Genomic DNA, 20633 nt, shown 5'->3' on the forward strand with positions numbered 1-20633 from the left:
ATGAATTTGGAAACCATTAAAGACGCCAAACAGCTGAATGGTTTGGCGCTTGCTTACATGGGTGATGCCGTATTAGAGGTATACGTCAGGCATCACCTCTTAAAGCAAGGCATGACAAGGCCCAATGATCTGCACAGGCAGTCGAGGCGCTATGTCTCTGCCAAGTCGCAGGCAAGCATGCTGTTTGCGCTAGAGGAGCAGAAATTTTTCACCGAGGAAGAACAGGCTGTGCTGAGAAGAGGACGGAATGCCAAATCCGGAACGGTACCGAAAAATACGGATGTTCAAACATATCGTTACAGTACGGCTTTTGAGGCGGTCATCGGGTATCTTTTTCTTGAGAACAGGGAAGATAGGCTTAATGAACTCATCAAAGCAGCGCTGGAAAAACGGGATGGCAGGGAGGAAGTCAAATGAGTGAGCAGCATGATTACGTCATAGGAAAAAACGCGGTCATCGAAACATTAAAGTCAGGCCGGGAATTGTATAAGCTGTGGATGGCGGAAAACACAGTGAAGGGACAGGCTCAGCAAGTCGTTGAACTTGCTGCCAAAAAAGGCATCACGATTCATTATGTCCCAAGAAAAAAACTCGATCAAATGGTTTCCGGACAGCATCAAGGCGTCGTCGCTCAGGTCGCGGCTTACGAGTATGCCGAACTGGATGATCTTTTTCAAAAGGCCGAAGACAGAAATGAACAGCCGTTTATCCTCGTTTTAGACGAGATTGAGGATCCGCACAATCTGGGCTCTATTATGCGCACCGCAGATGCGGTTGGGGCTCATGGCATCATCATCCCGAAGAGGCGCGCGGTCGGCCTTACGACGACTGTCGCCAAAGCCTCGACAGGAGCCATCGAACATATTCCGGTCGTCAAAGTGACCAACCTGTCGCGAACCCTGGAAGAAATGAAGCAACGGGGCATTTGGGTAGTCGGTACCGATGCGTCTGGAAAACAGGACTACAGGTCGCTCGACGGAAATATGCCGCTTGCGCTTGTCATCGGCAGTGAAGGAAAAGGCATGGGAAGGCTTGTAAAAGAGAAATGTGATTTTCTCATCCGCCTGCCGATGGCGGGAAAAGTTACGTCCCTGAACGCCTCAGTCGCAGCCGGCCTCCTGATGTATGAAGTGTACCGGAAACGAAGCCCTCTGGGAGAATAGACGGAATGGACATCCTGTTGGTCGACGGTTATAACATGATTGGGGCATGGCCTCAGTTGAAAGATTTAAAAGAAAACAGTTTTGAAGAAGCAAGGGATCTGTTGATACAGAAGATGGCGGAATATCAATCGTATACTGGGTTCCGGGTAATCGTTGTCTTTGATGCGCATCTCGTTAAAGGAATCGAGAAAAAGAAGGTCAATCATCGCGTAGAAGTGATATTCACAAGGGAAAATGAAACGGCTGATGAACGGATCGAAAAACTGGTGTCAGACTTGAATAATATTCAGACGCAACTCCATGTTGCCACATCCGACTACACAGAGCAATGGGCGATTTTCGGCCAAGGGGCCCTGCGCAAATCAGCCAGGGAGCTGCTCAGGGAAGTCGAAGCGATCGAAAGGCAAATCGAAAAAAGGGTGAAACAAATCACCTCAGAACGTCCCGCGGGGAAAATTCCATTGTCAGAAGACGTCTTGAAGATCTTCGAAAAATGGCGGCGTGGCGACTTGGATTAGGTTGACGCTTTTTTGTCCATTACTGTATAATATTTCTATCTACGTGCGGTCGGGGGGATCGGAGTGAACTTACAAAACAACCAGGGAAAATTCAGCAAAGAACAGTTCAGCAAAGAACGTTTTTGCCAGTTGGAAGACGAGCAGGTCATTGAAATGGTTCATGTCGGAGACAGTGATGCGTTAGATTACTTGATTACAAAGTACCGTAATTTTGTAAGGGCAAAAGCAAGATCCTACTTCTTAATCGGGGCTGATCGGGAAGATATCGTTCAGGAAGGCATGATTGGACTCTACAAATCTATCCGTGATTTTAGAGAGGACAAGCTGACTTCATTCAAAGCTTTTGCAGAATTATGCATTACCCGCCAAATTATTACCGCTATCAAAACAGCTACTCGCCAGAAACATATTCCGCTCAATTCTTATGTGTCGCTGGACAAGCCCATTTATGACGAGGAATCAGACCGGACGCTTCTCGATGTGATTTCCGGAGCCAAGGTCATGAATCCTGAAGAGCTGATCATCAATCAGGAAGAATTCGATGATATCGAGCTGAAAATGGGAGAATTGCTTAGTGATTTAGAAAGAAAAGTTCTTGCGCTCTATCTCGACGGAAGATCCTATCAGGAAATATCCGAAGAACTAAACCGCCATGTAAAATCGATCGATAATGCGCTCCAGCGTGTCAAAAGAAAGCTTGAAAAGTACCTGGAGCTCCGCGAAATCAGCTTGTAGCCAATGCTTATGGCATATTGACAGTCATTTTATGACTGTGATATGTTACTTAGGAAAATGATCGTCCAGAAAAAGGTGTAAACATGAAGAAAAAAGTAACGTTAGCCTGCAAAAATTGCGGAAGTCGTAATTATACGACAATGAAAAGCTCCGCAGCTTTGGCTGAACGGCTCGAAGTAAAGAAATACTGCAATAACTGCAATTCACATACAGTACATCTGGAAACAAAATAGGCGTTTTTGTTTTTAGGTTGTGGAGGTTTCTTACCATGGGTATTATCAAATTTTTAAAGAATGTCGGAAAAGAAATGAAAAAGGTCACCTGGCCTAAAGGAAAAGAACTAACGCGCTATACGATCACTGTTATCACCACCGTTATCTTTTTCGCTATCTTTTTTGCACTCATCGATTCGGGTATTACGCAATTAATTCGTTTAATAGTTGAATAATGATCAGCATAACGTGTTATAATAGATCTAAATATGACTTGCCAAAAAACCCGTTTAACGGGTTTTTTCATTGTTTCAAAATATGAGGCTCGTATAAAAGAAAGTGTCAGTTTCCCGGTACGGCCAAAAACTTTTAAGGTGTGGGGAGGGAAGGACTGAAAGGGTCCTGAATGAGAATGGAAAAGAAATGGTATGTGGTTCATACGTACTCCGGCTATGAAAATAAAGTAAAGGCGAATTTGGAAAAACGGGTGGAATCGATGGGGATGCAGGATAAGATATTCCGCGTCGTTGTACCTGAAGAGGAAGAAACCGATATTAAAAACGGCAAGAAAAAAGTCGTTAAAAAGAAAGTATTCCCTGGGTATGTACTTGTCGAACTAGTCATGACGGATGATTCCTGGTATGTTGTTCGAAATACGCCTGGCGTGACCGGGTTTGTCGGTTCAGCCGGATCAGGTTCAAAGCCGACTGCGCTGCTTCCGGGCGAAGCGGAAAAAATTCTGAAGCGGATGGGGCTTGAAGAAAGAAAAACAGAAATCGACTTTGAATTAAAAGAAACCGTCAAGGTGATCGACGGCCCGTTTGCTGATTTCACAGGGACGATCGAAGAGATCGACCACGACAAAAATAAAGTCAAAGTATTCGTTAATATGTTCGGAAGAGAGACCCCGGTTGAGCTCGAATTTACTCAAGTTGACAAATTGTAATGGAAAAGCGCTTGAAATCACTATATAAAAGTGATAATATACAAAGGTGCGTCTTGGCAAAAAGGTCAAGGCAGCTAGCTTGATATTTTCATCATTCATATAAAGAATGAGACCTTGAGTGGGAGGGTTCACCCTATTACCACATCACGGACTTAAGGAGGTGTGTCTCGTGGCTAAAAAAGTAGTTAAAGTTGTAAAATTGCAAATTCCTGCTGGAAAAGCGAATCCAGCTCCGCCAGTTGGTCCTGCATTGGGTCAAGCCGGTGTTAACATCATGGGATTCTGTAAGGAGTTTAACGCTCGTACATCTGACCAAGCTGGTCTGATCATTCCTGTAGAAATTTCGGTTTACGAAGACCGTTCATTTACATTTATCACAAAAACTCCGCCTGCTGCTGTATTGCTTAAAAAAGCGGCTGGAATTGAGTCAGGTTCTGGTGAGCCTAACCGTAATAAAGTCGCAACCGTTAAACGCGATAAAGTACGTGAAATCGCCGAAACAAAAATGCCTGACTTAAATGCGGCAGATGTTGAAGCGGCTATGCGTATGGTTGAAGGAACTGCCCGCAGTATGGGTATTGTGATCGAAGACTAATTTTTGTCTCTTTGCTGGGTTGCGAGTTTGGATCAGACAAGTTCGCAACCCTTATTCGTGGGAGGTTATTCCGCTAAAACCACTAAGGAGGAAATTTTAAAATGGCTAAAAAAGGTAAAAAATACGTCGAAGCTGCCAAGCTTGTAGAGCGTACAAAAGCTTACGACGTAAACGAAGCGATTGAGCTTGTGAAAAAAACAAACACAGCTAAATTCGATGCCACTGTTGAAGCGGCATTCCGTTTAGGTGTTGACCCTCGTAAAAACGACCAGCAAATCCGCGGTGCAGTTGTACTTCCAAACGGAACAGGCAAAACTCAGCGCGTTCTTGTTTTTGCTAAGGGCGAAAAAGCGAAAGAAGCGGAAGCTGCTGGTGCAGACTACGTAGGCGATTCTGATTACATCAACAAAATTCAGCAAGGCTGGTTTGATTTTGATGTAATCGTTGCGACTCCTGATATGATGGGTGAAGTCGGTAAAATCGGACGCGTGCTTGGACCAAAAGGTCTTATGCCAAACCCTAAAACAGGAACGGTTACTTTCGAAGTTGAAAAAGCAGTCAACGAAATCAAAGCTGGTAAAGTTGAATACCGCGTTGATAAAGCAGGAAACATCCACGTTCCAATCGGAAAAGTGTCATTCGAAGAAGGCAAGCTTGTAGAAAACTTCGCGACAATGTACGACACAATTTTGAAAGCGAAACCTGCTGCTGCTAAAGGTGTATACGTGAAAAACGTTTCTGTTACATCTACAATGGGACCTGGAATCAAAGTGGACCCTTCAACTTTCAACGTAAAATAATATTGACTTTTGATAAGACGTTCTGATATAATTCAAAACGTTGTAAAAATAAAATAAGTCCATTTATACCGTAGACAGTAGGTGCCGATAAGGCTTAATCTCCTACCGAGGTGTATATATATCACAGCTCTAGCGTTACGTATGCTTGTATATACAGCCTCCATGTCGAATGGAGGCTTTTTATATGGAAGATGTCGTTAAAGAACGTGATCACCGAACGGTATAAGTGTTACACAGATGAATCTTACAGGAGGTGTAACCATGAGCAGCGCAATTGAAACAAAAAAAGTTGTTGTTGAAGAAATTACTTCTAAACTGAAAGAAAGTAAATCAACGATCATCGTTGACTATCGCGGCCTTAACGTAGCTGAAGTAACAGAACTTCGTAAACAGCTTCGCGAAGCTAACGTTGAGTTCAAAGTGTACAAAAACACGATGACTCGCCGTGCGGTTGAACAAGCTGAACTTGATGGTTTGAACGATTTCTTAACAGGACCGAATGCGATTGCATTCAGCACTGAAGATGTTGTCGCTCCAGCTAAAGTTCTTAACGAGTTTGCTAAAAAGCACGAAGCTCTTGAAATCAAAGCGGGCGTAATCGAAGGCAAAGTATCTACAGTTGAAGAAGTGAAAGCTCTTGCTGAACTTCCATCTCGCGAAGGCTTGCTTTCTATGTTGCTTAGCGTACTTCAAGCTCCAGTTCGCAACCTTGCTCTTGCAACTAAAGCTGTTGCAGAACAAAAGGAAGAACAAGGCGCTTAATAGCATCAGTATCTAAAAAATAAAACAAAATGGAGGAATTACAAATGGCTTTAAATATCGAAGAAATCATTGCTTCCGTTAAAGAAGCAACTGTACTTGAATTGAACGACTTAGTAAAAGCAATCGAAGAAGAATTTGGCGTAACTGCTGCTGCTCCTGTAGCTGTAGCTGGCGGAGCTGCTGCAGGCGGTGCTGCTGAAGAAAAAACTGAATTTGATCTTGTTCTTGCTGGTGCAGGAGATCAAAAAATCAAAGTTATCAAAGTTGTTCGTGAAATCACTGGTCTTGGCTTGAAAGAAGCTAAAGAACTTGTTGACAACACTCCAAAACCTCTTAAAGAAGGTATTGCGAAAGAAGAAGCTGAAGAGCTTAAAGCTAAACTTGAAGAAGTTGGCGCTTCTGTAGAAGTTAAGTAATCTTCACCTAATCTTTAGGGGAAAGCTCGCTTTTAAAAGCGGGCTTTTTCTTTGCTAATTAATTGTAGTCCCTTCCGCATAAGATACGCCATCTTGTTTCAAGATATCTGGAGAGTTCACCAACTGAGGAGGTTCTGTGATGACTGACCATTATTATTCGGAAAAACCTTCAGCAAAAAGCAGCAGATCAACGTGGGCATTTCGCTTGAGAAACCGGACGTTTACTTTTATCAGCGACAGCGGAGTTTTTTCAAAAAAAGAAGTGGACTTTGGCTCAAGGCTGCTGATTGAAGCTTTCCGGGAACCGGATACAGAAGGTGATTTTTTGGATGTAGGCTGCGGCTATGGCCCGATTGGTCTTTCGCTTGCTGCGGATTTCGAAGATCGAATGGTTCACATGATCGATGTTAATGAAAGAGCTGTCGAACTTTCGAAGGAAAACGCGTTAAATAATCAGATCGACAACACGAAGATCTATCAGAGTGATCTGTTTGCCAACGTCGAACCTGCAAAAAAATTCGCTTCTATTATTACTAATCCCCCCATACGCGCCGGGAAAAAAACTGTGCACGCCATCTTTGAAAAAAGCGCTGAACATTTGCGGCCTTCAGGAGAGCTGTGGGTCGTCATTCAGAAAAAACAAGGCGGGCCTTCTGCCATTGAAAAATTAAAAGAACTTTTTGCGGACGTTGAAGTCGTTCACAAAAAGAAAGGGTACTATATCATCAAAGCAAAAAAAGTTTGACTCGGATTTTCAGCTATGTTAATATTATAAAATGCCAATGTATATATTTTGCTGCTGTTTTTAAGAAACGCCTAGGTTTGTATAAAATATACATTTTTGGGAACACTAATAAAATCGGTATTTTGTTTTTGGATGTGGTTTTCTAAATTAGAAACCCTTTTTTCTTTTGTCTTGTAAAAGTATTTCTTACATATTTGCGGAAGAAATGCTTGTTACACATATATTACGCATGATTTGAGGGGTGAATCAGTTGACAGGTCAACTAGTTCAGTATGGACGACACCGCCAGCGCAGAAGCTATGCACGCATTAGCGAAGTGTTAGAATTACCAAATCTCATTGAAATTCAAACCTCTTCTTATCAGTGGTTTCTTGATGAGGGTCTTAGAGAGATGTTTCAAGACATATCGCCAATTGAGGATTTCACTGGTAACCTCTCTCTGGAATTTATCGACTACAGCTTGGGCGAGCCTAAGTATCCGGTAGAAGAATCAAAAGAGCGCGACGTGACCTACTCAGCTCCGCTGCGTGTTAAAGTCCGCTTAATCAACAAAGAGACCGGTGAAGTAAAGGATCAGGATGTCTTCATGGGTGATTTCCCTATTATGACAGACACTGGAACCTTTATTATCAACGGTGCGGAACGGGTCATTGTATCTCAGCTCGTTCGTTCTCCAAGTGTATATTTTAGTGGTAAAGTAGACAAAAACGGTAAGAAAGGTTTTACCGCGACTGTCATTCCAAACCGTGGCGCATGGTTAGAATACGAGACTGATGCGAAAGATGTTGTTTATGTACGCATCGATCGCACACGTAAGTTGCCGGTTACGGTTCTTTTGCGTGCTCTTGGCTTCGGATCTGACCAAGAGATCATTGATCTCATCGGTGAAAACGAGTATTTGCGCAATACGCTTGATAAAGATAATACGGAAAACACCGATAAAGCGCTTCTTGAAATCTACGAGCGTCTTCGTCCAGGAGAGCCGCCTACAGTAGAAAACGCAAAAAGCCTGCTTGATTCAAGGTTCTTTGATCCGAAAAGATATGACCTTGCAAGTGTAGGACGTTATAAAATTAATAAAAAGCTTCACATCAAAAACAGACTGTTTAATCAGCGGCTTGCTGAAACGCTGATCGATCCTGAAACAGGCGAAATTCTTGCCGAAAAAGGCGCGATTTTAGACAGAAGAACGCTTGACAAAGTCCTGCCTTACCTTGAAAACGGAATCGGTTTTAAAAAGCTGTATCCGAACGGCGGAGTTGTTGAAGATGAAGTGACGCTTCAGTCTATTAAAATCTATGCCCCGACAGATCAAGAAGGGGAGCAGACAATCAATGTGATTGGAAATGCTTATATTGAAGAAGGCGTTAAAAATATTACACCTTCTGATATTATCTCTTCCATCAGCTATTTCTTTAACCTGCTTCACGGAGTGGGCGATACCGACGATATCGACCATTTAGGAAACCGCCGTCTCCGTTCAGTGGGAGAGCTTCTGCAAAACCAATTCCGTATCGGTTTAAGCAGAATGGAGCGTGTTGTTCGTGAAAGAATGTCTATTCAAGATACAAACACGATCACGCCACAGCAGCTGATCAATATTCGCCCTGTCATCGCATCAATCAAAGAGTTTTTCGGAAGCTCGCAGCTTTCTCAGTTTATGGATCAGACGAATCCGCTTGCTGAGCTGACGCATAAGCGCCGTCTGTCAGCGCTCGGACCGGGCGGTTTGACCCGTGAGCGCGCCGGAATGGAAGTCCGTGACGTTCACTATTCCCACTACGGCCGGATGTGTCCGATTGAAACTCCTGAGGGTCCAAACATCGGCTTGATCAACTCGCTTTCTTCATTCGCGAAAGTGAACCGTTTCGGCTTCATCGAAACGCCGTATCGCCGCGTTGACCCTGAGACTGGAAAAGTAACGCCGAGAATCGATTACTTGACAGCTGATGAAGAAGACAACTATGTCGTTGCCCAGGCTAACGCACGTCTGAATGATGACGGATCTTTTGTGGATGACAGCATCGTCGCCCGTTTCAGAGGGGAGAACACCGTTGTTCCGAAAGACCGCGTCGACTATATGGACGTTTCGCCTAAACAGGTTGTCTCTGCCGCGACTGCATGTATTCCTTTCTTGGAAAACGACGACTCAAACCGCGCCCTAATGGGAGCGAACATGCAACGGCAGGCTGTACCTCTTATGCAGCCTGAATCTCCGATCGTCGGAACCGGAATGGAGTATGTATCTGCAAAAGACTCCGGTGCCGCTGTTATTTGCCGCCATCCTGGAATCGTTGAACGGGTGGAAGCGAAAAACATCTGGGTGCGCCGCTATGAAGAAGTCGACGGCCAGAAAGTCAAAGGAAACCTTGATAAATACAGCCTGCTGAAGTTTGTTCGTTCCAACCAGGGAACTTGCTACAACCAGCGTCCGATCGTAAGCGTCGGTGATGAGGTTGTAAAAGGTGAAATTTTAGCTGACGGTCCGTCTATGGAAAAAGGTGAGCTTGCCCTTGGACGCAACGTCATGGTCGGCTTTATGACATGGGATGGCTACAACTACGAGGATGCCATCATCATGAGCGAACGCCTTGTAAAAGACGACGTATACACGTCTATTCATATTGAGGAATACGAATCAGAGGCCCGGGATACAAAACTCGGACCTGAAGAAATTACACGCGATATTCCAAACGTCGGTGAAGACGCTCTTCGCAATCTCGATGAACGCGGAATTATCCGTGTCGGTGCTGAAGTAAAAGACGGAGATCTTCTTGTTGGTAAAGTAACGCCTAAAGGTGTTACAGAGCTAACTGCAGAAGAGCGCCTGCTTCACGCCATCTTCGGCGAAAAAGCGCGTGAAGTCCGCGATACGTCGCTGCGTGTGCCTCACGGAGGCGGCGGTATCATCCTTGATGTAAAAGTGTTCAACCGCGAAGACGGAGACGAACTGCCTCCGGGCGTTAACCAGCTCGTCCGCGTTTACATCGTTCAGAAGCGTAAAATTTCTGAAGGGGACAAAATGGCCGGACGCCATGGGAACAAAGGTGTTATTTCGAAAATCCTTCCGGAGGAAGATATGCCGTATCTGCCTGACGGAACACCGATTGACATCATGTTAAACCCGCTGGGCGTACCATCGCGTATGAACATCGGGCAGGTGTTGGAGCTGCACCTTGGTATGGCTGCACGCCGTCTCGGTCTGCATGTCGCGTCGCCGGTATTTGACGGTGCCCGCGAAGAAGATGTGTGGGAAACGCTTGAAGAAGCCGGCATGTCAAGGGATGCAAAGACAGTTCTTTACGACGGCCGAACTGGGGAGCCGTTTGACAACCGGGTGTCTGTCGGCATCATGTACATGATCAAATTGGCTCACATGGTTGACGACAAATTGCACGCACGTTCTACAGGTCCTTACTCACTCGTTACCCAGCAGCCTCTCGGAGGTAAAGCGCAGTTCGGTGGACAGCGTTTTGGAGAGATGGAAGTTTGGGCGCTTGAAGCTTACGGTGCAGCATATACACTTCAAGAAATCCTGACTGTTAAATCGGATGATGTCGTAGGCCGTGTGAAAACATACGAAGCCATCGTAAAAGGCGACAATGTTCCAGAACCTGGTGTTCCGGAATCGTTCAAAGTATTGATCAAAGAGCTTCAAAGCTTAGGTATGGACGTCAAAATCCTATCAAGCGACGAAGAAGAAATCGAAATGAGAGACTTGGAAGACGACGAAGACGCGAAACAAAACGAAGGGCTTTCTCTGCCGAATGATGAAGAGTCTGAAGAATTCGTTTCTGCTGACGCAGAGCGCGATGTCGTCACAAAAGAATAAACGAATTTTATACGCAAGTGACAGGGTATAACCCGAAGATAAAAAGGGAGGTAGGCCCCTTGCTGGATGTGAACAATTTTGAGTATATGAACATCGGTCTCGCTTCACCTGACAAAATCCGTTCATGGTCTTACGGAGAAGTGAAAAAGCCTGAAACAATCAACTATCGTACTTTGAAACCTGAAAAAGATGGTCTATTCTGCGAGCGCATTTTCGGTCCTCAAAAGGACTGGGAATGCCACTGCGGAAAGTACAAGCGGGTTCGTTATAAAGGCGTAGTCTGCGACCGTTGTGGAGTTGAAGTAACCCGGGCTAAAGTCCGTCGTGAGAGAATGGGGCATATCGAGCTGGCAGCCCCTGTTTCTCACATCTGGTATTTTAAAGGAATCCCGAGCCGTATGGGTCTTGTGCTGGATATGTCTCCGCGCGCATTGGAAGAAGTCATTTACTTTGCTTCTTATGTCGTAACAGATCCGGCCAATACACCGCTTGAGAAAAAACAGCTTCTTTCTGAAAAAGAGTACCGGGCGTACCTTGATAAATACGGAAATAAATTTCAGGCATCAATGGGTGCTGAAGCGATTCATAAGCTCCTTCAAGATATCGACCTCGATAAAGAAGTGGATATGCTGAAAGAAGAGCTTAAAACGTCACAAGGACAGCGCCGCACACGTGCGATCAAACGCTTGGAAGTATTGGAAGCATTCCGCAACTCCGGAAATAAGCCGTCCTGGATGATCCTCGACGTTCTTCCGGTCATTCCGCCTGAGCTGAGACCGATGGTACAGCTTGACGGTGGACGTTTTGCAACTTCCGATCTGAACGATTTGTACCGCCGTGTCATCAACCGTAACAATCGTTTAAAACGTCTTTTGGATCTTGGAGCGCCAAGCATTATCGTTCAAAACGAAAAGCGCATGCTTCAAGAAGCCGTGGACGCGCTGATCGATAACGGACGCAGAGGCCGTCCTGTTACAGGTCCGGGAAACAGACCGTTAAAATCCCTTTCTCACATGCTGAAAGGTAAACAAGGCCGTTTCCGTCAAAACCTTCTCGGTAAACGTGTTGACTACTCAGGCCGTTCGGTTATCGTCGTAGGTCCGAACCTGAAAATGTATCAATGCGGTCTTCCGAAAGAAATGGCGCTGGAACTGTTCAAGCCATTCGTCATGAAAGAGCTTGTTGAAAAAGGTCTTGCCCACAACATTAAGAGTGCGAAGCGTAAAATTGAGCGCGTTCAGCCGGAAGTCTGGGATGTCCTTGAATCAGTTATCAAAGAACACCCTGTGCTTCTCAACCGTGCACCTACGCTTCACAGATTAGGTATTCAAGCGTTTGAACCAACGCTTGTCGAAGGCCGTGCCATCCGTCTTCATCCGCTTGTATGTACAGCATACAACGCTGACTTTGACGGTGACCAAATGGCGGTTCACGTTCCTTTATCAGCAGAAGCGCAAGCTGAGGCGCGCATCTTGATGCTTGCCGCACAAAACATCCTGAACCCTAAAGACGGAAAACCGGTTGTTACGCCGTCTCAGGATATGGTGCTTGGAAACTACTATCTGACGCTAGAACGCCCAGGCGCAGTCGGCGAAGGTATGGTTTTCAAAGATACGGATGAAGCGCTTCTTGCGTATCAAAACGGATATGTTCATTTGCATACGAGAGTAGCCGTTGCGGTTAACTCCCTGAAAAATGAAACATTTACCGAAGAACAGCGTTCCAAGCTGCTCGTTACAACTGTCGGAAAACTGATCTTCAACGAGATTCTTCCGCCGTCGTTCCCATACATGAACGAACCGACGAAGAGCAACATTGAAGAAAAAACACCTGACCGTTTCTTCTTGGATTACGGTGCAGATGTTAAAGAAGCCATTAAGAACCAGGAAATCAACCAGCCGTTCAAAAAAGGCATTTTGGGTAAAATCATTGCGGAGATCTTCAAAAGATTCCATATTACAGAAACATCAAAAATGCTTGACCGCATGAAAAACCTTGGATTTAAATATTCGACAAAAGCCGGAATTACGGTCGGTGTTTCCGATATCGTCGTATTGGACGACAAACAGGAAATCCTTGAAGAAGCGCAAGGAAAAGTTGATAACGTCATGAAGCAGTTCAGACGCGGTCTGATTACTGAAGAAGAGCGTTATGAACGGGTCATTTCCATCTGGAGTGCAGCTAAAGATACGATCCAAGGCAAGCTGATGAAATCCCTGGATGAAATCAACCCGATCTACATGATGAGTGATTCCGGAGCCCGGGGTAACGCATCAAACTTTACGCAGCTTGCGGGTATGCGCGGTCTGATGGCCAACCCGGCTGGACGGATCATCGAACTTCCGATCAAGTCAAGTTTCCGCGAAGGTTTAACGGTACTCGAGTACTTTATCTCTACTCACGGTGCGCGTAAAGGTCTTGCGGATACGGCTCTGAAGACAGCCGACTCAGGTTACCTGACACGCCGTCTCGTAGACGTAGCCCAAGACGTCATCATTCGTGAGACTGACTGCGGCACAGACCGAGGTATTCTTGCCAAAGCCATCACGGAAGGCACAGAAGTGATCGAGCGTCTTGAAGAGCGTCTTGTCGGCCGATTCGCGAGAAAACCTGTTAAACATCCGGAAACAGGTGAAGTGCTTGTGGATGAAAACGAGCTGATCGACGAAGATAAAGCGCTCGAAATTGTCGAAGCAGGCATTGAAGAAGTGTGGATCCGCTCCGCATTTACATGTAATACGTCACATGGTGTATGTAAACGATGCTACGGACGTAACCTGGCAACAGGAACCGACGTCGAAGTCGGGGAAGCAGTCGGAATCATCGCTGCCCAGTCCATTGGTGAGCCGGGTACACAGTTAACAATGCGTACCTTCCATACGGGCGGGGTTGCCGGAGACGATATTACACAAGGTTTGCCGCGTATCCAGGAATTGTTTGAAGCGCGAAACCCTAAAGGTCAAGCGACGATCTCTGAAATTGACGGTGTCGTAGCTGAAATCAATGAAGTGCGTGACAAACAGCAGGAAATCGTCGTTCAGGGCGAAGTCGAAAGCCGTTCATATACGGCGCCTTACAACGCGCGCCTGAAAGTCACTGAAGGAGAGAAAATTTCCCGTGGCCAGGTGCTGACAGAAGGTTCGGTTGATCCGAAAGAGCTTCTGAAAGTTACTGACATCACGACGGTGCAAGAATACCTCCTTCATGAAGTGCAGAAGGTTTATCGTATGCAAGGGGTTGAAATCGGGGATAAGCACGTCGAGGTTATGGTTCGCCAGATGCTTCGCAAAGTGCGTGTCATCGATGCCGGCGACACGGAAGTGCTGCCAGGCACGCTGCTCGATATTCACCAGTTTACCGAAGCGAACAAAAAAGTTCTGCTCGGAGGCAAACGCCCTGCAACAGGCCGTCCGGTGCTTCTCGGTATCACCAAAGCATCGCTTGAAACGGATTCCTTCCTGTCTGCCGCGTCATTCCAGGAAACAACACGTGTCCTGACAGATGCAGCAATCAAAGGAAAACGCGATGAGCTTCTCGGCCTGAAAGAGAATGTTATCATCGGTAAGCTTGTTCCTGCTGGAACGGGTATGCTGAACTACCGTAAAGTGAAGCCGGTATTGCAAGTCCAATCATCTGATGAAATGGTTCCGGCTGAATAAATAAAAAAAAAAATCCTAAAGAAGGATGTCACTAAAAATTGTCATCATGTGTTGACATCCTTCTTTCAGGATGATAATATAACCAAGGTGCTCAATTTAAACCTGTTACTTTGGAGGATATATGATGTCTTATGATAAAGTATCACAGGCTCAATCTATTATTATCGGTACGAAGCAGACAGTCAAAGCGCTGAAGCGCAATTCTGTTAAGGAAGTCGTCGTAGCAAAAGACGCTGATCCTTTTCTGACGTCAGATGTTATTAACCTGGCAAATGAACAAGGGATTCCCGTCTCAATGGCAGAGTCCATGAAAAAGCTCGGCAAAGCCTGCGGAATTGAAGTCGGAGCTGCAGCTGTTGCCATTATTCAATAACGTACTCGTTGTTTTTGCTTTTATGCAAAGGCATTGTTTTTTGCTTTTAAATGAACCACCTGGGTATGTGGGTTATAAAACATGATGAAGGGAGGAATTACAAAATGCCTACAATTAATCAGCTAGTCCGCAAAGGACGCGTAAGCAAAGTTGAAAATTCTAAGTCTCCAGCACTTAACAAAGGATACAACAGCTTCAAGAAAGAGCACACTAACGTATCTTCACCACAAAAACGCGGAGTATGTACCCGTGTCGGTACAATGACACCGAAGAAGCCGAACTCGGCGCTTCGTAAATATGCCCGTGTTCGTTTAACTAACGGAATCGAGGTTACGGCCTACATTCCTGGTATCGGACACAACCTGCAAGAGCACAGTGTCGTATTGATCCGCGGTGGACGTGTAAAAGACTTACCGGGGGTACGCTACCACATCGTGCGTGGCGCGCTTGATACTGCCGGAGTTGAAAACCGTGCACAAGGCCGTTCTAAATACGGTACAAAACGTCCTAAGAAAAAATAATTCCGTTTAAATACAAATAAAAGGGTTTTTAAAAGCAAGGAGTTCTGGCAATGCTGTTAAGGGCATCAGGCTTTTCGCGCCTAGCGCTGGTTTGATCCCGGCAGCTGAACCGTGAATCCCTCTGCTTACTGTAAACCCGTAACAAGAGAAGGGAGGATAATCAGATGCCACGTAAAGGTCCTGTAGCAAAAAGAGATGTTTTACCTGATCCGCTTTACAACTCTAAACTGGTTACTCGTTTGATCAACAAAATGATGATCGACGGTAAAAAAGGTAAAGCTCAAACAATCCTATACAAGTCATTCGATATTATTAAAGAACGTACCGGCAACGATGCAATGGAGGTTTTCGAACAAGCATTGAAGAACATCATGCCAGTGCTTGAAGTTAAAGCACGCCGTGTAGGTGGTGCAAACTACCAAGTACCTGTAGAGGTTCGTCCTGAACGCCGTACGACTCTTGGACTTCGCTGGTTAGTAAACTACGCTCGTCTTCGCGGAGAAAAAACGATGGAAGAGCGTTTAGCTAACGAAATCCTTGATGCAGCTAACAACACTGGTGCAGCTGTTAAGAAACGTGAAGATACTCATAAGATGGCTGAAGCAAACAAAGCGTTCGCTCACTATCGCTGGTAATCTCACACGACAAAATATTATTCCCTAAGAAGGAAGGAGAAAAGACCCAATGGCAAGAGAGTTCTCCTTAGAAAAAACTCGTAATATCGGAATCATGGCTCACATCGATGCCGGTAAAACGACAACAACTGAACGTATCTTGTTCTACACAGGCCGTATCCATAAAATTGGTGAAACTCATGAAGGGGCTTCCCAAATGGACTGGATGGAGCAGGAACAAGAACGCGGTATCACAATCACATCCGCTGCAACAACTGCACAGTGGAAAGGTTACCGCGTAAACATCATCGACACACCAGGACACGTAGACTTCACAGTTGAGGTTGAACGTTCCCTGCGCGTACTTGATGGTGCCGTTGCCGTTCTTGACGCACAATCAGGCGTTGAGCCGCAAACTGAAACAGTTTGGCGTCAGGCAACAACTTACGGAGTACCTCGTATCGTATTTGTCAACAAGATGGACAAAACGGGTGCGGACTTCCTTTACTCTGTAGGAACTCTTAAAGACCGTCTTGAGGCGAACGCTCACGCGATCCAATTACCGATTGGCGCCGAAGACAATTTCGAAGGGATCATCGACCTTGTAGAAAACGTTGCGTACTACTATGAAGATGATCTTGGAACACGCTCTGATGCGCGTGAAATCCCTGCCGAGTACAAAGACAAAGCTGAAGAGCTTCGCGCCAGCTTGATTGAAGCTGTTGCTGAGCTTGATGAAGAGCTTATGATGAAGTACTTGGAAGGCGAAGAAATCACAGTTGACGAGCTGAAAGCGGCAATCCGCAAAGGAACTTGTAACGTTGAGTTCTATCCGGTTCTTTGTGGTTCAGCTTTCAAAAACAAAGGTGTTCAATTAGTGCTTGACGCAGTTCTTGACTACCTGCCAGCTCCAACTGACGTACCAGCAATTAAAGGTACTCTGCCTGATTCTGAGGAAGAGGTTACTCGTGAGTCTTCTGACGACGCACCTTTCTCAGCACTTGCATTTAAAGTTATGACTGACCCTTACGTTGGTAAATTGACGTTCTTCCGTGTGTACTCAGGAACACTTGATTCCGGTTCATACGTAAGAAACTCAACAAAAGGCAAACGTGAGCGCGTCGGACGTATCCTGCAAATGCACGCCAACAGCCGTGAAGAAATCTCTACTGTGTACGCAGGGGATATCGCTGCTGCTGTAGGTTTGAAAGACACGACTACAGGGGACACGCTTTGCGACGAGAAAAACCTTGTTATCCTGGAATCAATGGAATTCCCTGAGCCTGTTATCCACGTTGCAATCGAGCCTAAATCTAAGGCTGACCAAGACAAAATGTCTACTGCACTGGCTAAATTGGCTGAAGAGGATCCAACATTCCGTGCGCATACTGACCCTGAAACAGGTCAAACGATCATCGGCGGTATGGGTGAGCTTCACCTTGATATCATCGTTGACCGTATGAAACGCGAATTTAAAGTTGAAGCCAACGTCGGTGCTCCTCAAGTTGCGTATCGTGAAACATTCCGTGCGAGCGCGCAAGTTGAAGGTAAATTCGTACGTCAGTCTGGTGGACGCGGACAGTTCGGACACGTTTGGATCGAATTCTCTCCAAACGAAGAAGGAAAAGGCTTTGAGTTCGAAAACGCAATCGTCGGTGGTGTCGTTCCTCGTGAATACATTCCGGCTGTTCAAGCAGGACTTGAAGATGCACTTCAAAACGGTGTAGTCGCAGGTTACCCTGTTATCGACATCAAAGCGAAACTTTTTGACGGTTCTTACCACGATGTCGACTCTAACGAAATGGCGTTTAAAATCGCTGCTTCCATGGCGCTTAAAAACGCGGCAAGCAAGTGTAACCCAGTTATTCTTGAGCCGATCTCCAAAGTTGAAGTCGTTATCCCAGAAGAATACATGGGAGACATCATGGGCGACATTACGTCACGCCGCGGTCGCGTAGAAGGTATGGAAGGACGCGGAAACGCTCAAGTCGTTCGCGCGATGGTTCCACTTTCTGAAATGTTCGGTTACGCTACGGCTCTCCGTTCAAACACACAAGGACGCGGTACGTTCACAATGGTCTTTGACCACTATGAAGAAGTGCCTAAGAGCATCGCTGATGAGATCATCAAAAAAAATCAAGGTGAATAATTGATTTTGCCTCTTCATTAAAGTATAAATACTATTGTAAGATGAGAAAGTGAAACATTGCTTTCACTTTCTATCACTCTATATAACAAAAACTAACCTTTTTAAGGAGGATTTTCAGAATGGCTAAAGAAAAATTCGACCGTTCCAAATCACATGCCAACATTGGTACAATTGGACACGTTGACCATGGTAAAACTACATTAACAGCTGCTATCACTACTGTGCTTCATAAGAAATCTGGTAAAGGTACTGCTATGGCATACGACCAAATCGACGGTGCTCCAGAAGAGCGTGAGCGCGGTATCACAATCTCTACTGCACACGTTGAGTACGAAACAGAAACTCGTCACTATGCACACGTTGACTGCCCAGGACACGCTGACTATGTTAAAAACATGATCACTGGTGCTGCGCAAATGGACGGAGCGATCCTTGTTGTATCTGCTGCTGACGGTCCAATGCCACAAACTCGTGAGCACATCCTTCTTTCTCGTAACGTAGGTGTGCCTTACATCGTAGTATTCTTGAACAAATGCGACATGGTAGACGACGAAGAGCTTCTTGAGCTAGTTGAAATGGAAGTTCGCGATCTTCTTTCTGAGTATGAGTTCCCTGGTGACGATGTACCAGTTATCAAAGGTTCTGCACTTAAAGCTCTTGAAGGTGACGCTGAATACGAAGCTAAAATCTTCGAACTGATGGATGCAGTTGACGAATACATCCCAACTCCAGAGCGCGATACTGAAAAGCCATTCATGATGCCTGTTGAGGACGTATTCTCAATCACAGGTCGTGGAACAGTTGCTACTGGACGCGTAGAGCGCGGACAAGTTAAAGTCGGTGACGAAGTTGAAATCATCGGTCTTCAAGAAGAAAACAGCAAAACAACTGTTACAGGTGTTGAAATGTTCCGTAAGCTTCTTGACTATGCAGAAGCTGGAGACAACATCGGTGCACTTCTTCGCGGTGTATCTCGTGAAGATATCCAACGTGGTCAAGTACTTGCTAAACCAGGTACAATCACTCCACATAAAAAGTTCAAAGCTGAAGTTTACGTTCTTTCTAAAGAAGAGGGTGGACGTCACACTCCATTCTTCTCTAACTACCGTCCTCAGTTCTACTTCCGTACAACTGACGTAACTGGTATCATTCAGCTTCCAGAAGGCGTAGAAATGGTTATGCCTGGAGACAACATCGAAATGACTGTTGAATTGATTTCAACAATCGCGATCGAAGACGGAACTCGCTTCTCTATCCGTGAAGGCGGACGTACAGTTGGTTCTGGCGTTGTTTCTTCAATCATCGAATAATACTTATAAAATAAAAAACGAGATCCAGCCGGGTCTCGTTTTTTATTTGTCCTGAAGTCCTTGATTATCCTTGCTGGAATCTGTATAATAAAAAAAGTGTGCAAAAGCCGGTAATATTCAATATTACCTTGCATCATGCCTATAAATTTTGTATAATAGTGCATGTTGGTCTTTGACTGCGATGAAGTGAGAGGTTGCTGACACACCCGGCCGCTTTGCCATGGCAAGGTGATTCAGGTTTTTCTCACGGAGAATTGTCTAATGTAAGTAGGCGAAAAGGAGGGAAAATAATGGCAAAACAAAAAATTCGTATTCGTTTAAAAGCGTATGATCATAGAATCCTTGATCAATCTGCTGAGAAGATTGTTGAAACGGCTAAACGTTCCGGAGCCAGCGTTTCTGGTCCGATTCCGTTGCCAACTGAGAAATCAGTTTACACAATCCTTCGTGCGGTGCACAAATACAAAGATTCTCGTGAGCAATTCGAAATGCGTACACATAAACGTTTAATCGACATTGTGAACCCAACACCACAAACTGTCGATGCTCTAATGCGATTAGATTTACCATCTGGTGTCGATATCGAAATTAAACTTTAATCTAAAATATAGAATGATTTTTATAGGAGGTGTGACGAATGACCAAAGGAATCTTAGGAAGAAAAATTGGTATGACGCAAGTTTTCGCAGAAAACGGTGATCTTATTCCGGTAACTGTTATCGAAGCTGCTCCTAACGTTGTACTTCAGAAGAAAACTTCTGAAAACGACGGCTATGAAGCGATTCAGATCGGTTTTGACGACAAGCGTGAGAAGCTTGCCAACAAACCAGAAAAAGGACACGTTGCAAAAGCGGAAACTGCTCCTAAGCGCTTCGTTAAAGAATTACGCGGAGTGGATATGGATGCGTATGAAGTTGGTCAGGAAGTCAAAGTTGATATTTTCTCTAACGGAGAAGTCGTAGATGTAACAGGAACATCGAAAGGTAAAGGTTTCCAAGGCGCTATCAAACGCCACGGACAATCTCGCGGACCTATGTCTCACGGTTCACGCTACCATCGCCGTCCTGGTTCAATGGGACCGGTAGACCCTAACCGTGTATTCAAAGGAAAGCTGTTGCCTGGACGTATGGGCGGAGAGCAAATCACTGTTCAAAACCTTGAAATCGTAAAAGTGGATGCAGAGCGCAACCTTCTTTTAGTTAAAGGTAACGTTCCTGGTGCGAAAAAATCATTAGTCGCTGTTAAAAGCGCTGTTAAATCTAAATAATTCTCTTAGGAAAGGA

21 protein-coding genes and 1 other annotated feature are annotated in these 20633 nt (G+C 45.2%); all 21 genes read left to right on the forward strand.

The genetic code is table 11. From position 1 onward, the window contains the following. The 21 genes from MKZ04_RS17640 to rplC all read left to right on the forward strand — a co-directional run bounded on the left by MKZ04_RS17640 (nt 1) and on the right by rplC (nt 20617). A complete protein-coding gene (locus MKZ04_RS17640; protein WP_023855919.1) occupies nt 1–417 on the forward strand; it encodes a Mini-ribonuclease 3 in 417 nt (138 codons plus the stop codon). Next, nucleotides 414–1163, forward strand: coding sequence for a 23S rRNA (guanosine(2251)-2'-O)-methyltransferase RlmB (rlmB, locus tag MKZ04_RS17645; protein ID WP_023855918.1), 750 nt, complete (start codon nt 414–416; stop codon nt 1161–1163). The genes MKZ04_RS17640 and rlmB overlap by 4 nt, the downstream gene beginning before the upstream one ends. Before the next feature lie 5 nt (nt 1164–1168). Then, on the forward strand, nt 1169–1681 hold the full coding sequence (gene rae1 / locus MKZ04_RS17650; RefSeq protein ID WP_020449848.1) for a ribosome-dependent mRNA decay endonuclease Rae1/YacP: 513 nt from the start codon (nt 1169–1171) through the stop codon (nt 1679–1681). Between the two features lie 63 nt (nt 1682–1744). Then, complete coding sequence (sigH, locus tag MKZ04_RS17655) at nt 1745–2416, forward strand: RNA polymerase sporulation sigma factor SigH (protein WP_003178288.1); 672 nt, start codon at nt 1745–1747, stop codon at nt 2414–2416. Nucleotides 2417–2499: 83 nt separating this feature from the next. Next, nucleotides 2500–2649 carry a 50S ribosomal protein L33 gene (rpmG, locus tag MKZ04_RS17660; RefSeq protein ID WP_020449849.1) on the forward strand — a complete coding sequence of 50 codons (150 nt, stop codon included), beginning with the start codon at nt 2500–2502 and terminating at the stop codon, nt 2647–2649. A gap of 35 nt (nt 2650–2684) precedes the next feature. Further along, nucleotides 2685–2864: a preprotein translocase subunit SecE gene (secE, locus tag MKZ04_RS17665; RefSeq protein ID WP_003178291.1), complete on the forward strand. Its 180-nt coding sequence runs from the start codon at nt 2685–2687 to the stop codon at nt 2862–2864. A gap of 176 nt (nt 2865–3040) precedes the next feature. Continuing rightward, complete coding sequence (nusG, locus tag MKZ04_RS17670) at nt 3041–3574, forward strand: transcription termination/antitermination protein NusG (RefSeq protein WP_003178298.1); 534 nt, start codon at nt 3041–3043, stop codon at nt 3572–3574. 169 nt (nt 3575–3743) lie between these two features. Further along, nucleotides 3744–4169, forward strand: coding sequence for a 50S ribosomal protein L11 (rplK, locus tag MKZ04_RS17675; protein WP_003178300.1), 426 nt, complete (start codon nt 3744–3746; stop codon nt 4167–4169). A gap of 101 nt (nt 4170–4270) precedes the next feature. After that, entirely contained in the window at nt 4271–4969 is a 699-nt protein-coding gene (gene rplA, locus MKZ04_RS17680) for a 50S ribosomal protein L1 (protein ID WP_020449850.1), read from the forward strand. Between the two features lie 50 nt (nt 4970–5019). Next, nucleotides 5020–5161: a sequence feature (ribosomal protein L10 leader region), on the forward strand. A gap of 69 nt (nt 5162–5230) precedes the next feature. Then, nucleotides 5231–5731, forward strand: a complete 501-nt coding sequence (gene rplJ, locus MKZ04_RS17685; RefSeq protein ID WP_003178304.1) for a 50S ribosomal protein L10 — start codon at nt 5231–5233, stop codon at nt 5729–5731. Nucleotides 5732–5775: 44 nt separating this feature from the next. Then, nucleotides 5776–6147, forward strand: coding sequence for a 50S ribosomal protein L7/L12 (gene rplL, locus MKZ04_RS17690; RefSeq protein ID WP_003178305.1), 372 nt, complete (start codon nt 5776–5778; stop codon nt 6145–6147). Nucleotides 6148–6286: 139 nt separating this feature from the next. Further along, nucleotides 6287–6892: a class I SAM-dependent methyltransferase gene (locus tag MKZ04_RS17695; protein WP_245118726.1), complete on the forward strand. Its 606-nt coding sequence runs from the start codon at nt 6287–6289 to the stop codon at nt 6890–6892. Nucleotides 6893–7142: 250 nt separating this feature from the next. Continuing rightward, nucleotides 7143–10724 (forward strand): DNA-directed RNA polymerase subunit beta, encoded by a 3582-nt coding sequence (rpoB, locus tag MKZ04_RS17700; protein WP_020449852.1) that lies wholly within the window; start codon nt 7143–7145, stop codon nt 10722–10724. A gap of 59 nt (nt 10725–10783) precedes the next feature. Then, complete coding sequence (rpoC, locus tag MKZ04_RS17705; protein WP_020449853.1) at nt 10784–14383, forward strand: DNA-directed RNA polymerase subunit beta'; 3600 nt, start codon at nt 10784–10786, stop codon at nt 14381–14383. A 124-nt stretch (nt 14384–14507) separates the two neighbouring features. Beyond that, complete coding sequence (locus MKZ04_RS17710; protein ID WP_023855916.1) at nt 14508–14756, forward strand: 50S ribosomal protein L7ae-like protein; 249 nt, start codon at nt 14508–14510, stop codon at nt 14754–14756. A gap of 104 nt (nt 14757–14860) precedes the next feature. Further along, nucleotides 14861–15277, forward strand: coding sequence for a 30S ribosomal protein S12 (rpsL, locus tag MKZ04_RS17715; protein WP_020449855.1), 417 nt, complete (start codon nt 14861–14863; stop codon nt 15275–15277). A gap of 164 nt (nt 15278–15441) precedes the next feature. Then, nucleotides 15442–15912: a 30S ribosomal protein S7 gene (rpsG, locus tag MKZ04_RS17720; RefSeq protein ID WP_003178317.1), complete on the forward strand. Its 471-nt coding sequence runs from the start codon at nt 15442–15444 to the stop codon at nt 15910–15912. A 49-nt stretch (nt 15913–15961) separates the two neighbouring features. Next, nucleotides 15962–18040: an elongation factor G gene (gene fusA / locus MKZ04_RS17725; RefSeq protein ID WP_020449856.1), complete on the forward strand. Its 2079-nt coding sequence runs from the start codon at nt 15962–15964 to the stop codon at nt 18038–18040. Between the two features lie 119 nt (nt 18041–18159). Further along, nucleotides 18160–19350 carry an elongation factor Tu gene (gene tuf, locus MKZ04_RS17730; RefSeq protein WP_020449857.1) on the forward strand — a complete coding sequence of 397 codons (1191 nt, stop codon included), beginning with the start codon at nt 18160–18162 and terminating at the stop codon, nt 19348–19350. Nucleotides 19351–19640: 290 nt separating this feature from the next. Beyond that, nucleotides 19641–19949 (forward strand): 30S ribosomal protein S10, encoded by a 309-nt coding sequence (rpsJ, locus tag MKZ04_RS17735; RefSeq protein WP_003156464.1) that lies wholly within the window; start codon nt 19641–19643, stop codon nt 19947–19949. Nucleotides 19950–19987: 38 nt separating this feature from the next. Then, nucleotides 19988–20617, forward strand: a complete 630-nt coding sequence (rplC, locus tag MKZ04_RS17740) for a 50S ribosomal protein L3 (protein ID WP_020449858.1) — start codon at nt 19988–19990, stop codon at nt 20615–20617. The last annotated feature ends 16 nt before the right edge of the window (nt 20618–20633 follow it).

It is taken from the genome of Bacillus sp. FSL W7-1354, from assembly GCF_038002405.1.
Classification (GTDB): domain Bacteria; phylum Bacillota; class Bacilli; order Bacillales; family Bacillaceae; genus Bacillus; species Bacillus paralicheniformis.